This window comes from Streptococcus mitis (assembly GCF_026782895.1).
Lineage (GTDB): Bacteria > Bacillota > Bacilli > Lactobacillales > Streptococcaceae > Streptococcus > Streptococcus mitis_CB.
In genome coordinates, this window is the sequence record NZ_JAKUXJ010000001.1 from 93,164 (window position 1) to 109,171 (window position 16,008).

18 protein-coding genes and 2 riboswitches are annotated in these 16,008 nt (G+C 38.8%); of the genes, 14 read left to right on the plus strand and 4 right to left on the minus strand.

The window, feature by feature from the left end; genetic code table 11:
* From MK480_RS00405 to MK480_RS00440, 8 genes are all read left to right on the plus strand, one after another.
* Positions 1-1,254: a cell division protein FtsQ/DivIB gene (locus MK480_RS00405; RefSeq protein ID WP_268707036.1), complete on the plus strand. Its 1,254-nt coding sequence runs from the start codon at positions 1-3 to the stop codon at positions 1,252-1,254.
* A 233-nt stretch (positions 1,255-1,487) separates the two neighbouring features.
* Complete coding sequence (pyrF, locus tag MK480_RS00410; RefSeq protein ID WP_268707037.1) at positions 1,488-2,189, plus strand: orotidine-5'-phosphate decarboxylase; 702 nt, start codon at positions 1,488-1,490, stop codon at positions 2,187-2,189.
* A 33-nt stretch (positions 2,190-2,222) separates the two neighbouring features.
* Positions 2,223-2,855, plus strand: a complete 633-nt coding sequence (gene pyrE / locus MK480_RS00415; RefSeq protein ID WP_268707038.1) for an orotate phosphoribosyltransferase — start codon at positions 2,223-2,225, stop codon at positions 2,853-2,855.
* Between the two features lie 322 nt (positions 2,856-3,177).
* Positions 3,178-3,582: a hypothetical protein gene (locus tag MK480_RS00420; protein ID WP_023943170.1), complete on the plus strand. Its 405-nt coding sequence runs from the start codon at positions 3,178-3,180 to the stop codon at positions 3,580-3,582.
* Between the two features lie 95 nt (positions 3,583-3,677).
* Positions 3,678-4,442, plus strand: coding sequence for a hypothetical protein (locus MK480_RS00425; protein ID WP_084929750.1), 765 nt, complete (start codon positions 3,678-3,680; stop codon positions 4,440-4,442).
* Positions 4,442-5,194 carry a hypothetical protein gene (locus MK480_RS00430; protein ID WP_084886869.1) on the plus strand — a complete coding sequence of 251 codons (753 nt, stop codon included), beginning with the start codon at positions 4,442-4,444 and terminating at the stop codon, positions 5,192-5,194. The genes MK480_RS00425 and MK480_RS00430 overlap by 1 nt, the downstream gene beginning before the upstream one ends.
* A 9-nt stretch (positions 5,195-5,203) precedes the next feature.
* Positions 5,204-5,902, plus strand: coding sequence for a hypothetical protein (locus tag MK480_RS00435; RefSeq protein ID WP_185776732.1), 699 nt, complete (start codon positions 5,204-5,206; stop codon positions 5,900-5,902).
* Entirely contained in the window at positions 5,899-6,546 is a 648-nt protein-coding gene (locus tag MK480_RS00440; protein ID WP_001002573.1) for an ATP-binding cassette domain-containing protein, read from the plus strand. The genes MK480_RS00435 and MK480_RS00440 overlap by 4 nt, the downstream gene beginning before the upstream one ends.
* Positions 6,547-6,632: 86 nt before the next feature.
* Here the strand turns inward: MK480_RS00440 and MK480_RS00445 are convergent, their stop codons facing one another.
* Genes MK480_RS00445 through MK480_RS00460 form a run of 4 tightly spaced genes read right to left on the minus strand, consistent with a single transcriptional unit; the run spans position 6,633 to position 9,587 of the window.
* Positions 6,633-7,499, minus strand: coding sequence for a cysteine ABC transporter substrate-binding protein (locus tag MK480_RS00445; RefSeq protein WP_268707039.1), 867 nt, complete (start codon positions 7,497-7,499; stop codon positions 6,633-6,635).
* An 11-nt stretch (positions 7,500-7,510) separates the two neighbouring features.
* Entirely contained in the window at positions 7,511-8,269 is a 759-nt protein-coding gene (locus MK480_RS00450) for an amino acid ABC transporter ATP-binding protein (RefSeq protein WP_261144235.1), read from the minus strand.
* Entirely contained in the window at positions 8,270-8,947 is a 678-nt protein-coding gene (locus MK480_RS00455) for an amino acid ABC transporter permease (RefSeq protein ID WP_219966822.1), read from the minus strand.
* The gene (locus tag MK480_RS00460; protein WP_261124476.1) at positions 8,907-9,587 is read right to left on the minus strand and encodes an amino acid ABC transporter permease; all 681 of its coding nucleotides are present in this window, start codon (positions 9,585-9,587) and stop codon (positions 8,907-8,909) included. The genes MK480_RS00455 and MK480_RS00460 overlap by 41 nt, the downstream gene beginning before the upstream one ends.
* Before the next feature lie 215 nt (positions 9,588-9,802).
* Here MK480_RS00460 and lctO point away from each other — a divergent pair, with 215 nt between their 5' ends.
* The 6 genes from lctO (at position 9,803) to MK480_RS00490 (ending at position 16,007) form a co-directional block, all read left to right on the plus strand.
* Complete coding sequence (lctO, locus tag MK480_RS00465) at positions 9,803-10,939, plus strand: L-lactate oxidase (protein WP_000120723.1); 1,137 nt, start codon at positions 9,803-9,805, stop codon at positions 10,937-10,939.
* A gap of 156 nt (positions 10,940-11,095) precedes the next feature.
* Positions 11,096-11,184: riboswitch (TPP riboswitch) on the plus strand.
* A gap of 214 nt (positions 11,185-11,398) precedes the next feature.
* Positions 11,399-12,067 carry a TenA family protein gene (locus MK480_RS00470; protein ID WP_268707040.1) on the plus strand — a complete coding sequence of 223 codons (669 nt, stop codon included), beginning with the start codon at positions 11,399-11,401 and terminating at the stop codon, positions 12,065-12,067.
* Between the two features lie 136 nt (positions 12,068-12,203).
* A complete protein-coding gene (gene thiM, locus MK480_RS00475; protein ID WP_268707041.1) occupies positions 12,204-12,998 on the plus strand; it encodes a hydroxyethylthiazole kinase in 795 nt (264 codons plus the stop codon).
* Positions 12,988-13,620: a thiamine phosphate synthase gene (thiE, locus tag MK480_RS00480; protein ID WP_268707042.1), complete on the plus strand. Its 633-nt coding sequence runs from the start codon at positions 12,988-12,990 to the stop codon at positions 13,618-13,620. The genes thiM and thiE overlap by 11 nt, the downstream gene beginning before the upstream one ends.
* 195 nt (positions 13,621-13,815) lie before the next feature.
* A riboswitch (TPP riboswitch) is annotated at positions 13,816-13,904 on the plus strand.
* A 156-nt stretch (positions 13,905-14,060) separates the two neighbouring features.
* Positions 14,061-14,621 carry an ECF transporter S component gene (locus tag MK480_RS00485; RefSeq protein WP_000915275.1) on the plus strand — a complete coding sequence of 187 codons (561 nt, stop codon included), beginning with the start codon at positions 14,061-14,063 and terminating at the stop codon, positions 14,619-14,621.
* Positions 14,622-16,007, plus strand: a complete 1,386-nt coding sequence (locus MK480_RS00490; protein WP_268707043.1) for an ATP-binding cassette domain-containing protein — start codon at positions 14,622-14,624, stop codon at positions 16,005-16,007.
* The last annotated feature ends 1 nt before the right edge of the window (position 16,008 follow it).

Below are 16,008 nucleotides of genomic sequence, written 5' to 3' on the forward strand. Positions count from 1 at the left end.
ATGTCAAAAGATAAGAAAAAAGAGGGCAAAGAAATCCTCGAAGAATTTAAAGAGTTATCAGAATGGCAGAAACGAAACCAGGAATATCTAAAAAAGAAGGCTGAAGAAGAGGCGGCCCTAGCTGAGGAGAAGGAAAAGGAAAGACAAGCTCGAATGGCTTCGAAATCTGAAAAGTCAGATGAAACTGAAGACAAAGAGAGTGAGCCTGAACCAAAAGACCCAGAATCAGCTAAAGAAGAGTCTGAAGAAAAAGTAGAAAAGTCAGAAGACGTCAAAAAAGAAGTAGCCAAAGAAGAACCAAAATCCAAAGAGCCAAAGAAACAGAATAAACAGGATAAAAAAGTAGAGAAAAAGCCTGTAAAGGAAAAACCTGTCAAACCGAAAATTCCAGGAGTTCATATCTGGCGGGCTATCTCGATTTTGTTTCTCAGTCTGCTTTTATTGGTTATCTCTGCCTACTTGCTCAGCCCTTATGCGACCATGAAGGATATTCGTGTTGAGGGAACAGTGCAAACTACAGCTGATGATATTCGACAGGCTTCAGGCATTCAGGATTCGGATTATACAATTAACCTTCTGCTAGATAAGGCAAAATATGAAGAGCAGATCAAGTCTAACTATTGGGTTGAATCAGCTCAGCTTGTCTATCAATTTCCAACCAAGTTTACTATCAAGGTCAAGGAATATGATATTGTGGCCTACTATGTTTCTGGAGAAAGTCATTATCCAATCCTTTCAAGTGGTCAGCTTGAGAGCAGTGCGGTGAGTTTGGTGAGTCTGCCAGAAACTTATTTATCAGTTCTCTTTAATGACAGCGAACAAATCAAGACCTTTACGTCAGAACTTTCTCAAATTAGCCCCGAACTCAAATCTTCTATCCAAAAGGTGGAACTAGCCCCAAGCAAGGTGACTTCTGATTTAATTCGAGTGACTATGAATGATTCGGACGAAGTTTTGGTTCCCCTTTCTGAAATGAGTAAGAAACTGCCTTACTATAGTAAGATTAAGCCACAATTGTCAGAACCGAGTGTGATTGACATGGAAGCTGGAATTTACAGCTACACTGTGGCGGATAAATTAATTATGGAAGCTGAGGAAAAAGCCAAACAAGAGGCTAAGGAAGCTGAGAAGAAACAAAAAGAGGAAGAGAAGAAAAGACTGGAAGAACAGCAGAATAAACTAGAAGAGGAAAAGAAAAAGCTGGAGGAAGAGGGCAATCAAAACCAAACGACCCGGCGTTCATCGCGTCGCTAGGTTTAGCTTTTCTTCTATCAGCTCTTTAGTGACCATGTTTTTACTTGACAAGTGCTAGTAGAAATAATAGAATAGTAAAAAACCTTTAAAGCAGTCCAGAGAGGCAGCTAAGGTTAGACGGTGAAAGGGTGGAGACTACCCATTTTTCGTGGAACCTTGCTGTTGGCAGGTTCCTTTTTTCGTGGCTTCTTGTGGCCAGACTCTCTCACTAGCAAAGGTAAAAGGAGAAACCTATGCGAGAACATCGTCCAGTTATTGCTCTTGATTTTCCTAGTTTTGAGGCAGTCAAGGAATTCTTAGCTCTTTTTCCAGCAGAAGAAAGCCTTTATCTTAAGGTAGGGATGGAGCTTTATTACGCAACGGGGCCTGAGATTGTGTCCTACTTGAAAGGCCTGGGGCACAGTGTCTTTTTGGATCTCAAGCTGCATGACATTCCTAATACAGTCAAGTCAGCCATGAAGGTCCTGTCTCAGCTTGGTGTAGATATGACAAATGTTCATGCGGCTGGGGGTGTAGAGATGATGAAGGCTGCGCGTGAAGGTCTTGGAAGTCAAGCCAAATTGATCGCTGTCACTCAGCTCACATCAACATCAGAAGCCCAGATGCAGGAGTTTCAAAATATCCAAACCAGCCTGCAGGAGTCTGTCATTCATTATGCTAAGAAGACAGCTGAAGCTGGCTTGGATGGTGTTGTTTGCTCGGCTCAGGAAGTGCAAGTCATCAAGCAGGCTACCAAACCAGATTTTATCTGTCTGACACCAGGCATTCGCCCTCAGGGAGCTGCTGTTGGAGATCAAAAACGTGTTATGACACCTGCTGATGCCTATCAAATCGGCAGTGACTATATCGTAGTGGGACGTCCCATTACCCAAGCTGAGGATCCTGTTGCAGCTTATCATGCTATCAAGGATGAATGGACACAGGACTGGAATTAAAGAACTAGATTAGAAAAATAAAAGGAGAATACCATGACACTTGCTAAAGATATCGCTAGCCACCTCTTGAAAATCCAAGCTGTTTACCTCAAACCAGAGGAGCCTTTCACTTGGGCATCTGGTATCAAGTCACCGATTTACACGGATAATCGTGTGACACTAGCCTATCCAGAAACTCGTACCTTAATTGAAAATGGCTTTGTGGAAGCTATCAAAGAAGCCTTTCCAGATGTAGAAGTGATTGCAGGGACTGCAACAGCAGGGATTCCACACGGAGCTATTATTGCTGATAAGATGAATTTGCCATTTGCCTATATCCGTAGCAAACCAAAAGACCACGGAGCTGGTAACCAAATCGAAGGCCGCGTAGCTCAAGGTCAAAAAATGGTAGTGGTTGAAGACCTTATTTCAACTGGCGGTTCTGTTCTTGAAGCTGTAGCAGCTGCTAAACGAGAAGGAGCAGATGTGCTTGGAGTTGTAGCAATCTTCAGCTACCAATTGCCAAAAGCAGATAAGAACTTCTCAGATGCAGGTGTCAAACTAGTAACGCTTTCTAACTACAGTGAACTCATCCATCTAGCCCAAGAAGAAGGCTATATCACACCAGAAGGGCTCGACCTTCTAAAACGATTTAAAGAAGACCAAGAAAATTGGCAAGAAGGTTAGGTCAGTAAGATAAATAGAGACGAGTCTGGGACAAAAATCTAACTTAAACATAAAAAACGAACAAAAATGAGTTATCTAACAATTGGAATTCTGTTTTGTTCGTTTTTTTGTATAATCTATCGATTTTTAAAATTTATAATAAAGAATTTCTAAAATTAAAATCTTTTTGTCCCGGACTCTTTTAACCATTTTATTTAAAATATGACAATATTTTAAATAAAATAATTGACAGCGCTTTCTTTTGCTGATATAATGAAAATATAATATGTATCAAATTGATCAATCAACTATCTTGTTTATCACTTTTTAGGAGGACGATGTCATGAAAAGAAGAAAAATATATTCCCTTTTTTGCGTAGTTACAATTGCAGCTAGTTTGTTTCTCCCTACAGTCTTAGCTAGACAGGTTGGAGATTATGATTTAACGTTGCCGCGTTTTCATTCGGATACAACTAGTGCGCTTGAGAAAGAAAACGCCTCTGCTGGAATTAATAATAATTACAGCACTGGTGGCGGTAAAACGTTAAATACCTCTATTCGTAGCGCCTATAGTGGGGCAGATATCACTACAGTATATCAATTGAGTTCTGGCTCTAGGATTGTCATGTACTATAATGGAGGTGGTGATAATTATATTGGTTCTGATACTAGATTAGCTATGGCGCCACAGTTTGGAAATCATGTAAGAATTCATACTTCAGGTTCTTGGAGTCCAGATTCTTATTAACTTACTTGTCAGAGTAAGCCTTAAAGATGGTTGATTGTGGGTGTAGCATGAAAAAAGAATGCTACACCCTATTCTTATTATAAGGAGGAGTTGGGATGGAATTTTTTATTTGTAATCTTGTACGAGTCGTTAAATCACCTCGGTTTTATATGTCTTTATTTTTGACCCTTCTTTGCATGAGTTTAGGAATTTTCCTTGCTTTCAATGGTATTTATAAAATTGAAGGTTTATCGATTTTTTTTGCCGCTTCTTCTATTAGAGGATTTTCACCGATTAGCCTAGTAGCTGCACTTATCTGTACACTGCCCTATTCTAGTCAGATAATAGAGGATGCTGAGAGTCATTTTCTAACAGCACAATTGTGTCGAATTTCTAAAAAGAAGTATCTGGCTATTGTGGGTAGTACTGTAATTATTTCTTCTTTTCTAGTCTTTTTTCTCCCCTATTTATTATTATTAGGAATTAATCTTTTAGTGACTCCTTATCAGGAAATTTATATTGGAGACTATAGTGGTGCCTTAAAAGAATTATTTGATTCTAATCAGTTTCTCTATAGTCTTGTAACGACTCTCTGGTATGGAGTTTGGGGCGCTGTGTTCTCTATTTTTGGACTAGCTAGTGCTTTGCTAGTGAAGAAAAAATTAGGAGCTATTTTCATCCCAGTTGCCTATATGATGGTTGGGGGTATTTTTTGGGGTATTTTAGAGCTATCTTACTTAGAACCTGTGACAACATTAGCTTTGGGATATCAGAAAGATATCAGTCTTTCCTTAGTTAGTGGGCATCTTGCTTTTATTTTATTTGTTAGTTGTTTGGTTGTTTATGGTACATTTTTTCTACATTCAGAGGACTACGTATAATGAAACAATTTGTTCAATTTTACAAAAAAGATTTTTTAGCAGTATTGGTTTATTTTATATTACTGCTATCCTGTATTTTATCTAGTACAGTATATTTACTGCGATGTCGCCAATATTCAATCCATCCAAATGTATTAGAATGGCTCTTAGTCTTACTTCAAGATATTACGACTGGAGTATATTGCTTTCCGTTCACATATATATTATTCTTTTTTCATTTGATGAATAACTATTTTAATAGGTTGGAGTGCCGCATTCGTCTGAAATCAATTAAGCACTTTACCAGTTTTAGTTTCAAATTAGCAGCTCTTAGTACGGGGATTTGGACGGCGACTTTATTTTTATTGATTTTTCTAATTGCATTTAGTAATGGTTTTAGCTTCTCTTTGGAGATAAAGGAGGTTGATTTTTTAAGAGAATTTTATGGTATAAGTATTGCAAACAATGCTAGTTTCTTTATAGGATTTTTTTTCTCTTATATAGCATACTATTTCTTTTTATCCTTACTTACTATTAGCAGTTTTTCTTGGTTTAAAAAATCAAGCATGAGCTTAGTATTTCTGTTTACTTTTTTATTTGTAGAATCCTTATTCTGGATTTATCAGTTGAACAATGGGCTAATTGGATTATTGCCAATTTTTCAGTATATGGTAAATTCCAATCCGTATGCATTGATTTATTGGCTTACATTACTATCTATCATAATTCCATTGACTGTATTTTCTGTTCATAGAAACTGGAGGAGAGTGTAAAAGTTGGAAATGGGAAAGTTAAGTAGTCACATGTGGAGGTTGAATCAGATAATCTATACCAAGTACTTTTGGGGTTATGTTCTTTTTTGGATATTGATTTGTTTAGGATTATGGTATTGGTTAGAAGGAAATGATAGACTTGTTATAGAAATTTTAAAAGGGCCTAATCTGAGTCAAAACTCTTTTTTAGTCTTATCTATATGGTTGCTTCATTGGTTTATTATTCATGCATTTTTTCTAGCAGTTGTATATCGTAGAAGAGCATCCGATTTCTTTATGGAAGTGATTCGATTTTCTTCTATTAAGCTCTGGATTAGGTATCAGATTTGGACCTGTTTTCTTTATGGACTCGTTTTAATCATGGTAAAAGTTCTAGTGATTCAATTTATGTTACAGTTACCAAACTGGGATATAGGAGTTTTGTTTATAGTTGATTTTTTGAATGTTTGTGTGCTATCCTTGCTTTGCTTTACGTTATACATACTAGGAGCGAATGAGCAAATGAACTTTTCTTGTGTTAGCTTCTTTTTACTCATGATTGTGTTTGGCAGTTTATTTGTGGGGAATCGAACCAATTATCTATTTTATATTCTGAATAGAGGAAATGGAGATATAGGACGAGATCTATTTCTTCAGTTGCTATTTTTAGTCTTTCTTTTTAAAAGCATTTTCTATTTCACTCGTCAAAAGAGGAGGTTTATAGAATGAATGAAATAATTACATTAAAAAATATTCAGTTGGAATTAAAAAAAACATGTGTTTTTCAAAACCTTAATTTTAGTTGTAAACAGGGGGAAATTATAGGAATTACTGGTGCGAATGGCTCAGGGAAAAGTGTATTGTTTAAATTAATAGCTGGTTTATATAGTCCGTCTTATGGGGAAGTGTTAATCAATGGGGAAAATATTGTTCCTGAGAGAAAAATTCCAGCTAATTTGGGAGCTTTGATTGAAGAACCTGGTTTTATAAATTATTATAGTGGCTTTAAGAATTTACAATATTTGGCAAGCATACGAGGAGTAGTTGGTAATCAGGAAATCAATGATACACTGAAAATAGTTGGTCTATATGAGCAAAAAGACCAGAAAGTTAAAACTTATTCGCTAGGTATGAGGAAAAAGCTAGGGATTGCTCAAGCAATTATGGAGAATCCCTCTATTCTTTTACTAGATGAACCTATGAATGCCTTGGACAAATCAAGTGTAGAAAATATGAGAACATTGTTTAGAAAGCTCTCTAGTGAAAAAGGGACAACAATTTTGATTGCTAGTCATAGTGAAGAGGATATTCGTATCTTATGTGATAAAGTATATGCAATAGAAGATAAAGTATGTACACTGTGTTCAGATTGAACATCTTAGATAGACTCAGGATGTTATAGGTAAAATCTTAAAAAGGGATTGGAGTTTAAAATCCAGTCCCTTTTAAGAGTTAATAACTAGTCAACTTTTTCGCCCTCAACAACCAGGTCATCAGCTTTAGCAGCGTCACCGTAGGTTGGGTGAAGTGTTTTTTCATAGGCCTTGTGGAAGAAGTTTTCCTTACCTAATTTTTCAATATCTTTATTGATGAAGTCTAGCAATTCTTGGTTGCCTTTTTGAACTGCTGCTGCAATGGTATCTGGATTTCCAAGAGAAGTAATTCCTACTTCAAATCCTTTGTTTTCAAGTGCCCAAGCTAGGACTTCCGTATTGTCAGTAGAGAAGGCATCTCCACGTCCGTCAAGAAGGGCTTGGTAAGAGTCACTATATTGGTCGTATTTTTGGAGTTTTACTTCTGGGTGATTTTTCTCAAAATAAGTTTCAGCGGTCGTTCCTTTTGTAACAATCAAGGTTTTACCTTCAAGTTGTTTGACGTCTGTAATGAGACCAGTCTTAGGTGAGACGACACCCAGAGAAACTTTCATATATGGAAGGGCGAAATCAACTTGTTTTTTGCGTTCGTCAGTCACTGTAAAGTTGGCAAGAGTAATATCTACCTTGTTTGAAATCAAGTATTCAGCACGGTTGGCAGCATCGACTGAAACGTATTTGACCTTGACACCAAGGTCTTGGGCTAATTGGTTCCCAAGTTCAATATCGTAACCTTGGTAAGAACCGTCATTGTCAACGTAACCAAACGGTTTTTTATCTCCAAATACGGCGATTCGTAGCTCACCGCTTTTTTTGATTTCATCGATTGTGCGAGCCTTGGCAGTGGTTTTACTAGACGATGCACCACCATTTCCACCTGAGCTACAAGCTGTGACAAAGATAAGGGCGAAGGCAAGTGCCAAAACAGTTAAGAGTGGTTTGAATAGTTTCATAAGAATCTCCTTTATAGATATGAGCCAAATTGGCTAAAGTCAAAGACGTTTAAAAATTCCTGAGCTCGTTTGGTTTGAGGATTGGTAAAGAAGGCTTGAGCTGTTCCTTCTTCAGCGATTTTCCCTTGGTCGAGGAAGATAATCCGATCGGCAATTGCTTGGGCAAACTGCATTTCATGGGTTACTAAAATCATGGTACGGCCTTCTTGGGCCAAATCATTGATAAGTTCCAGCACCTCACGCACCATTTCTGGATCCAGCGAAGCAGTCACTTCGTCAAAAAGGATGATTTCTGGATGCATGAGAAGGGCACGGACAATCGCAACCCGTTGTTTCTGTCCGCCAGATAATTGACGCGCAAAGCTATGTTGTTTGTCTAGCAAACCAACACGTTCCAGTAGTTGCAGAGCTTCTTCCGTTACTTCCTTCTTGTCTCTTCCCTGAGCCTTGATAGGACCTAGGATGAGGTTTTGTAAGACATCCAGATGGGGAAAGAGTTCATAGCTCTGAAAGACCATGCCAATTTTTTGGCGAACTAGGTGAAAGTCTTTTTTATTTTCAACGATAGACTGACCGTCCAGCAGGATATCTCCACCTTGAATACTTTCTAAGCCATTGAGACAACGAAGCAGAGTACTTTTCCCACAACCAGATGGCCCCAGAATAACTACAACTTCCCCTTTATTGATTTGTAGGGATAGACCTTGGAGGATGGAATTGTCTCCAAAGGATTTTTTTAGTTCCTTGATTTCTAAGATAGTTTCAGACATTTAGTTCCTCCAATGTTTTTCTAAGTGAGTGGATAGTTTGGAAATTGGAAAGCAGACTGCGAAATACAAGACCAGAATGGTTCCATAAATCCAGAAGGAAGCAGTTGGGATGGTCAGGCGATTGCTATCGATGATTTGTTGTCCAACCTTGGTAACCTCTACAACTCCAATCAAAACGACCAAGGAAGTAGTTTTAATCATCCGAGTGACAAGGTTAATGGCCTGCGGTAGCAGTCTTCTCAAAACCTGTGGGATGATAATGTGGTAGTAAAGTTGAACATTGGTCAAGCCGAGTGCCTGTCCGCTTTCAAACTGATGCTTAGGGAGGGAAGTGATAGCTCCACGGACCAAGTCCCCCATTTCAGCTGTTCCCCAGAGGGTGAAAACGATAATAGCAGAAGTCTCACCTGAGATATTGATATTAAAATTTCGAGCCAAGCCAAAGTAAACGATGAAGAGTAGCACCAGCTGGGGCATGATACGGATAAATTCCAGATACAATCGTGTTAAAAATCGTATGATTCTAGAATGGGAGGTCATGATGATTCCCATGACTGTCCCGAATATCATGGATAAGAGGACAGTCAGGATGGATATCCCAATCGTAACGCCCAATCCCTGTAAGATTCTCAGGAGATTATTTCCCTGAAAGAGTACTTGGATTCCCGAATCCTGCATGGCGGAGCCTCCTTTCTATCCAGCTAAAGACCAGTGAGATGGGTAGTAGCATAATCAGATAAGCAATTACCAACATAGCTAGCGCAATGTCTGTCTCATAATAGAGACCAATCAAGTCCTTGGCGACGTACATGAGGTCGGCCAAAGCTACTGCTGAGAAAACAGAGGTTTCCTTGATGAGGAAAATGACATTGGCACTAAAAGACGGTAGGGCTACCGCTGTTGCTTGCGGAAGAACTACATAGCGAAAGACCTGTAGAGGTGTCAGACCGATTGCTAATCCAATCTCCTGCTGGGTTTGACTAACGGCTTCCAGCCCACTTCGGAAAGATTCTGCCATATAGGATCCTCCTAAAAAGACCAGTCCTAAAGTGGCACAGACTTCTGAAGATAGGACAATCCCGATTCGGGGAAGACCGAAGTAGAGAAAGAAGAGTTGAATCAAAAGGGGCGTATTGCGTGACAATTCAATGTAGGCTGTCGCTACTTGCGCCAAAACAGGAATTCGATAATGCCGGATGATACTAACGATTAAACCGAGCAGAAAGGATCCCAAAATTCCCCAAACTGCAATATGCAAGGTCAGAAGAAATGCCTTTTGATATAGTGGTAGATATTGTTCAACAATGGACCAATCCAAAAATAGAACCTCCCATCTAGAAATAATACAGTTATTGTAGCACTTAAAATCTTCTTTGGATAATATCTATTTTTTATTGTCGTTATAAGGATTTTTTATCATAGTCCTAAAATTTCTGAAATTTCCAAACAAAATATTTGAAAAGTTTTGAAAAAAGAGTTAAGATATTTTTGTAATATACAAAGTAAACGCTTACTTATTAAGGAGGGCATTTTATGTCATACAAAACAAGCAATGCAGAAGGCCATGTAGATTTCATCAATACCTATGATTTGGAGCCAATGGCGCAACAAGTTATTCCGAAAGCAGCATTTGGCTATATCGCCAGTGGGGCGGAAGATACTTTCACTTTGCGTGAGAATATTCGCGCCTTTAACCACAAACTCATCGTTCCGCATACGCTTTGCAATGTAGAAAATCCAAGTACAGAGATTGAATTTGCAGGCGAAAAATTGTCTTCACCAATCATTATGGCACCTGTTGCAGCTCATAAATTGGCAAATGAACAGGGTGAAGTGGCGACTGCGCGTGGTGTTCATGAGTTTGGTTCTCTCTATACAACCAGTTCTTACTCTACTGTCGACCTTCCAGAAATTACAGAAGCCCTTCAAGGGACACCTCACTGGTTCCAATTTTACTTTAGTAAGGATGATGGCATTAACCGCCACATCATGGACCGTGTGAAGGCTGAAGGTTATAAAGCGATTGTCTTGACGGCAGATGCGACTGTAGGGGGCAATCGTGAGGTTGATAAGCGTAATGGTTTTGTCTTCCCAGTTGGCATGCCGATTGTTGAAGAATACCTGCCAGAAGGTGCTGGAAAATCAATGGACTTTGTTTACAAATCAGCTAAACAACGCTTGTCTCCACGTGATGTAGAATTTATCGCTGAATACTCAGGACTTCCTGTTTATGTCAAGGGACCACAATGCCGTGAGGACGTTGAACGTTCGCTTGCTGCAGGTGCCTCTGGTATCTGGGTAACCAACCACGGTGGTCGCCAAATCGACGGTGGACCAGCTGCCTTCGACTCACTTCAAGAAGTAGCTGAAGCAGTTGACAAACGCGTACCAATCGTCTTTGACTCAGGTATTCGTCGTGGTCAACACGTCTTTAAAGCCTTGGCTTCAGGAGCAGACTTGGTAGCTATTGGTCGCCCGGTTATCTATGGCTTGGCCCTTGGTGGTAGTGTCGGTGTACGCCAAGTCTTTGAACATTTGAATGCTGAATTGAAGACAGTCATGCAATTGTCTGGAACTCAGACCATTGAAGATGTCAAACACTTCAAACTCCGTCACAACCCATACAACCCAACCTTCCCAGTTGACCCACGCGACTTAAAATTGTATTGATAAAAAGATTGCCTCCACTGAATGTGGAGGTTTTTGTTTGTGTTTTAAACGTTTGAATAAAGGAAAATCATATAAAAGTCTATATAAATATATTTTTCAATCAAATATCTTGCTAGGGCTTTCATTTTTTGCTATACTGGTGCAGTAATTAAATAATAAAGACATTTGGGGTGCTTTAAGCTGAGATGATACCCATTGAACCTGATACAGTTAAGACTGGCGAAGGGAAATGTGAAACGTTTTTTCGTATGGCGAAATGAACGATCTAATCTTGTAAGTCAACTCTAATTCTTGATTGTAATTGGAGTTTTTTTGTTTATATAAGCTGGATGAAGGTGATACAAAGCATTTAGGTAGCTCTTCTTGAACGCCCTTGATTTTCTTTAAAAAGGTCAAGTAAAACTAGGATTTTCTTGATGTTTTGTTGATTACGAACGAGTAAAGAGAGGAAAAGTAAATATGGAAACACAAGACTATGCATTTCAGCCAGGTTTGATTGTTGGAGAATTATTAAAAAATAGTCAGCAGGATTGGCAAGTTGCAATCAATCATCGTTTTGTTAAGGAACTTTTTGCGGGGACAATTGAGAATAAGGTCTTAAAAGACTACCTGATTCAAGATTATCACTTCTTTGATGCCTTCTTATCCATGCTGGGTGCTTGCGTAGCCCACGCAGACCAGCTTGAATCCAAACTTCGTTTTGCCAAGCAACTAGGCTTTCTTGAAGCAGATGAAGACGGTTATTTCCAAAAGGCTTTCAAAGAGTTAAAAGTATCTGAGAATGACTATCTGGAAGTGACCTTGCATCCTGTAACAAAAACCTTTCAGCAGCTTATGTATTCTGCTGTGTCATCATCAGATTATGCCCATCTTTTGGTCATGTTGGTCATTGCAGAAGGTCTCTATTTAGACTGGGGTTCTAAAGATTTGGCTCTACCTGAAGCCTATATTCATTCGGAATGGATCAATCTCCACAGAGGTTCTTTCTTTACAGAGTGGGTTCAATTTCTGGTTGACGAACTCAATCGTGTCGGAAAAGGTCGAGAGGATTTGACAGAACTTCAGGAACGTTGGAATCAAGCGGTTGCTTTAGAATTAGCCTTTTTTGATATTGGCTATGACGCCTAGAGAAGGTTTAGGATATTTACAAATTTGATGAGGTAAATCATTCAATGTAAATGGTAAATGAAAAAAATTTCTTAACGAAAGATAGAGATAAATCGAAATCAGTATATCGTATAAAGTGAGAAGGAAGAATTTCAATATGACAAGTTTAAAATTATTAAAAGAAAAAGCACCTTTGGTCATTTGCATAACCAATGATGTAGTAAAAAATTTCACAGCAAATGGATTAGTAGCACTAGGTGCATCACCAGCCATGAGTGAGTTTCCAGCAGATTTAGAGGACTTATTAAAGTATGCTGGAGGTTTATTAATAAACATAGGAACATTGACAGATGAAAATTGGAAGTTATACCAAGCTGCTCTGAAAATTGCAGAGAAATATAATGTCCCAGCAGTTTTAGATCCTGTAGCTTGTGGAGCAGGAGAATATAGAAAAAAAGTAGCAGATAATCTAATCAACAATTATAAACTAGCAGCGATTAGGGGAAATGCTGGCGAGATTGCTTCTTTAGTAGGGATAAATGTGGCATCTAAAGGAGTAGATAGTGCGGGCGTAGATAATATTGATGAAATTGCTCTAGCAGCAAATGAGAAGTTCAATATTCCTATAATAGTAACAGGTGAAGTGGATGCTATTGCGGTAAATGGAGAAGTGGTAACGATTCATAATGGTAGTGCCATGATGCCAAAAGTTATTGGGACAGGATGTTTATTAGGTGCTGTAGTAGCAAGCTTTATCGGACTTGAAAAAGGTCAAGAATTGAAATCATTAGAAACAGCAATGTTGGTTTACAATATCGCTGGAGAAATGGCAGAAAAACGTCCAAATGGGCATCTTCCTGGAACATTTAAAGTTGAATTTATAAATGCCTTATACGAGATTACAGACGAAGATGTAAAGAAATTCAAAAGAGTGAAGAAAAATGTTTCATAAAGAATTACTAAAACTATATTTTATTTGTGGAACGACTACTTGCCAAGGAAAAGATCTATATACGGTCGTTGAGGAAGCCTTAAAAGGTGGTATAACCTTATTTCAATTCCGTGAAAAAGGTGAGGGAGCCCTGAAAGGTATAGAAAAAGTCGAATTAGCAATAAAACTACAGGCTCTTTGTAAAAAATATAATGTTCCATTTATCGTTAATGATGATATTGAGTTAGCATTGGAAATAGATGCTGATGGCGTACATGTAGGACAGGATGACCTTGGAGTTGATGAAATTAGAAAATTGATGCCAGATAAAATAATTGGTCTTTCTATAAAAAACGAGGAAGAATTTCAACAATCAAAAGTTGAATATGTAGATTATGTTGGTGTTGGTCCTGTATTTGATACCCAGTCAAAGGATGATGCTGGTGGTGCTATAGGTTATGAAGGCCTTAAATTGATGAGAAAACTATTGCCACAAATGCCCTTAGTTGCAATTGGTGGGATACAGACGCAACATATTAAAGACATTATGAAGACCAATGTTGACGGTGTTTCAATTATTTCAGCAATATCGTATGCAAAAAATATAGAAAAAACTGTTCGAGAAATGAATGAACAATTTTAACTTTTTTATTCTTGTCTTTTAAGTCAATAGGATTCTCTCACTCGATAAGTTGGGTTATTATCCTTCATAAGTGAATAGGCTGTTTATATGGTTTACTTAGTGATTTTACTACAATAGATTGGCCTAGCTTATTTCTCAGTTCAATTTCTTGAACTGGAAAAAATCGTTTGTTATAATATTTATATAATTAAATAATAAAGACATTTGGGGTGCTTTAGGCTGAGATGATACCCATTGAACCTGATACAGTTAAGACTGGCGAAGGGAAATGTGAAATGGTTTTGTATTTATAGAAACTAACCATCTAATCTTGTAAGCTGAACTCTAATTCCTATCTGTAATTAGAGTTTTTTCTTTTACGAAACTGGATGAAGATGATACAAAGCATTTAGGTAGATCACCTTGTATGCCCCACTTTTCTTTAAAAAAGGAGTTTTTTTATGTTGAAAAAATGGCAGTTAAAAGATGTTATCTTACTTGCTTTCTTGTCTATCTTTTTTGGTGGCGTTTTTGTGGGTTCAGGTTATCTGTTTGATATCCTCACCCTGATTTTAGCCCCTCTTGGCTTGCAGGCCTTTGCCAATGAAATCCTCTTTGGTCTCTGGTGTATGGCTGCGCCTATTGCTGCCATCTTTGTTCCAAGAGTGGGAAGTGCAACGATTGGTGAAGTGCTAGCTGCGCTTGCTGAAGTCCTTTATGGTAGCCAATTCGGTCTAGGTGCTCTTTTGTCTGGCTTGGTTCAAGGTTTGGGAAGTGAACTTGGTTTTATCGTAACCAAGAATCGCTATGAAAGTTGGCTCTCTCTAACTGCCAATAGTATTGGGATTACGCTTGTTAGCTTTGTCTATGAGTACATTAAGTTAGGTTACTACGCCTTCTCCCTTCCTTTTGTCCTTTCCTTGCTTGTGGTGCGCTTTATTTCTGTCTTTTTCTTCTGTACTATCTTGGTTCGTGCCATTGTCAAACTTTATCATCAGTTTGCAGCTGGGGGCAAGGCATAGATGGGTCTGGAACTACGAGCGATTCAGTCCCCAATCTTCTCTGAGTCGCTTGATTTTACTTTTCATGTGCAAGCCTTTACCTTGTTAGTTGGGAGCAGTGGTTCAGGAAAATCTAGTCTCTTTCAAATGATTGCCCAAGTCAGTTCTCTTCCCTATAGCGGTCAAGTCCTGATAAATGGGAGCGAGGTCAGTCAGCTTTCTATCATCGAACGTGTCCAGACGGTTGGTATTCTCTTTCAAAATCCCAATCATCAATTTACCATGGAGAACTTGTTTGAGGAGCTGATTTTTACCTTGGAAAATATTGGGCATCCCGTTCAGGAAATTGATTCTAAAATAGCAGATGTTGTCCAGCAATGTCACTGCAAGGCGATTTTGCACCGTCCAATTCATCACTTATCAGGTGGGGAAAAGCAAAAGGCTGCACTGGCTGTTCTCTTTGCTATGAATCCTAGGGTCTATCTCTTGGATGAGCCCTTCGCTTCCATTGACCGCAAGAGCAGAATCGAGATATTGGAGATTCTAAAAGAGTTAGCCTCTAATGGGAAGGCAGTCATCCTGTGCGACCATGATTTATCTGATTATGAAGCCTATATCGACCATATGGTGGAGCTAAGAGATGGACAACTAAGGGAAGTGTTTCAAATCCCTACCTCTGAGATGACACAGGTTGCTTCAAAGGAGGTTGCTTCTAGCCCGGAACTGTTCCATATGGATCGAACGTCTTGTGAGCTGGATAAGCGTTCCCTCTTTTCGATTGTGAATTTTACATTTTACCAGGGAATTTCCTGTATCTTGGGTGACAATGGTGTCGGGAAATCAACCCTCTTTCGGTCTATTCTTCAATTTCAAAAGTATAAGGGGCGCATTACTTGGAAGGGTTCGGTTCTAAAAAAGAAAAAGAGTTTGTATCGTGACCTGACGGGTGTTGTTCAGGAAGCTGAGAAACAGTTTATCAGAGTCAGTCTGCGAGAGGAGCTTCAATTAGATGGACCTGATTCTGAAAGAAATCAGCGAATTTTCCAAGCTTTACAATATTTTGATCTGGAGCAGGCTCTTGATAAGAGCCCCTATCAATTAAGTGGTGGCCAGCAAAAGATTCTTCAGCTCTTGACCATCTTGACCAGCAAGGCTTCTGTGATTTTGCTAGATGAACCTTTTGCAGGTTTGGATGATAGAGCTTGTCATTATTTTTGTCAGTGGATTGTGGAGGAGAGAAATCAAGGAAGAAGTTTTCTAATCATTAGCCATCGTTTGGATCCCTTGATCTCTGTAGTTGATTATTGGATTGAGATGACTAGTCAGGGTCTCAGTCATGTGAAAGCAGTGACATTTACCAAACCACTCACATCTCAGAGTAGCAATGCTCAAGGGGAGGTGAGATAGT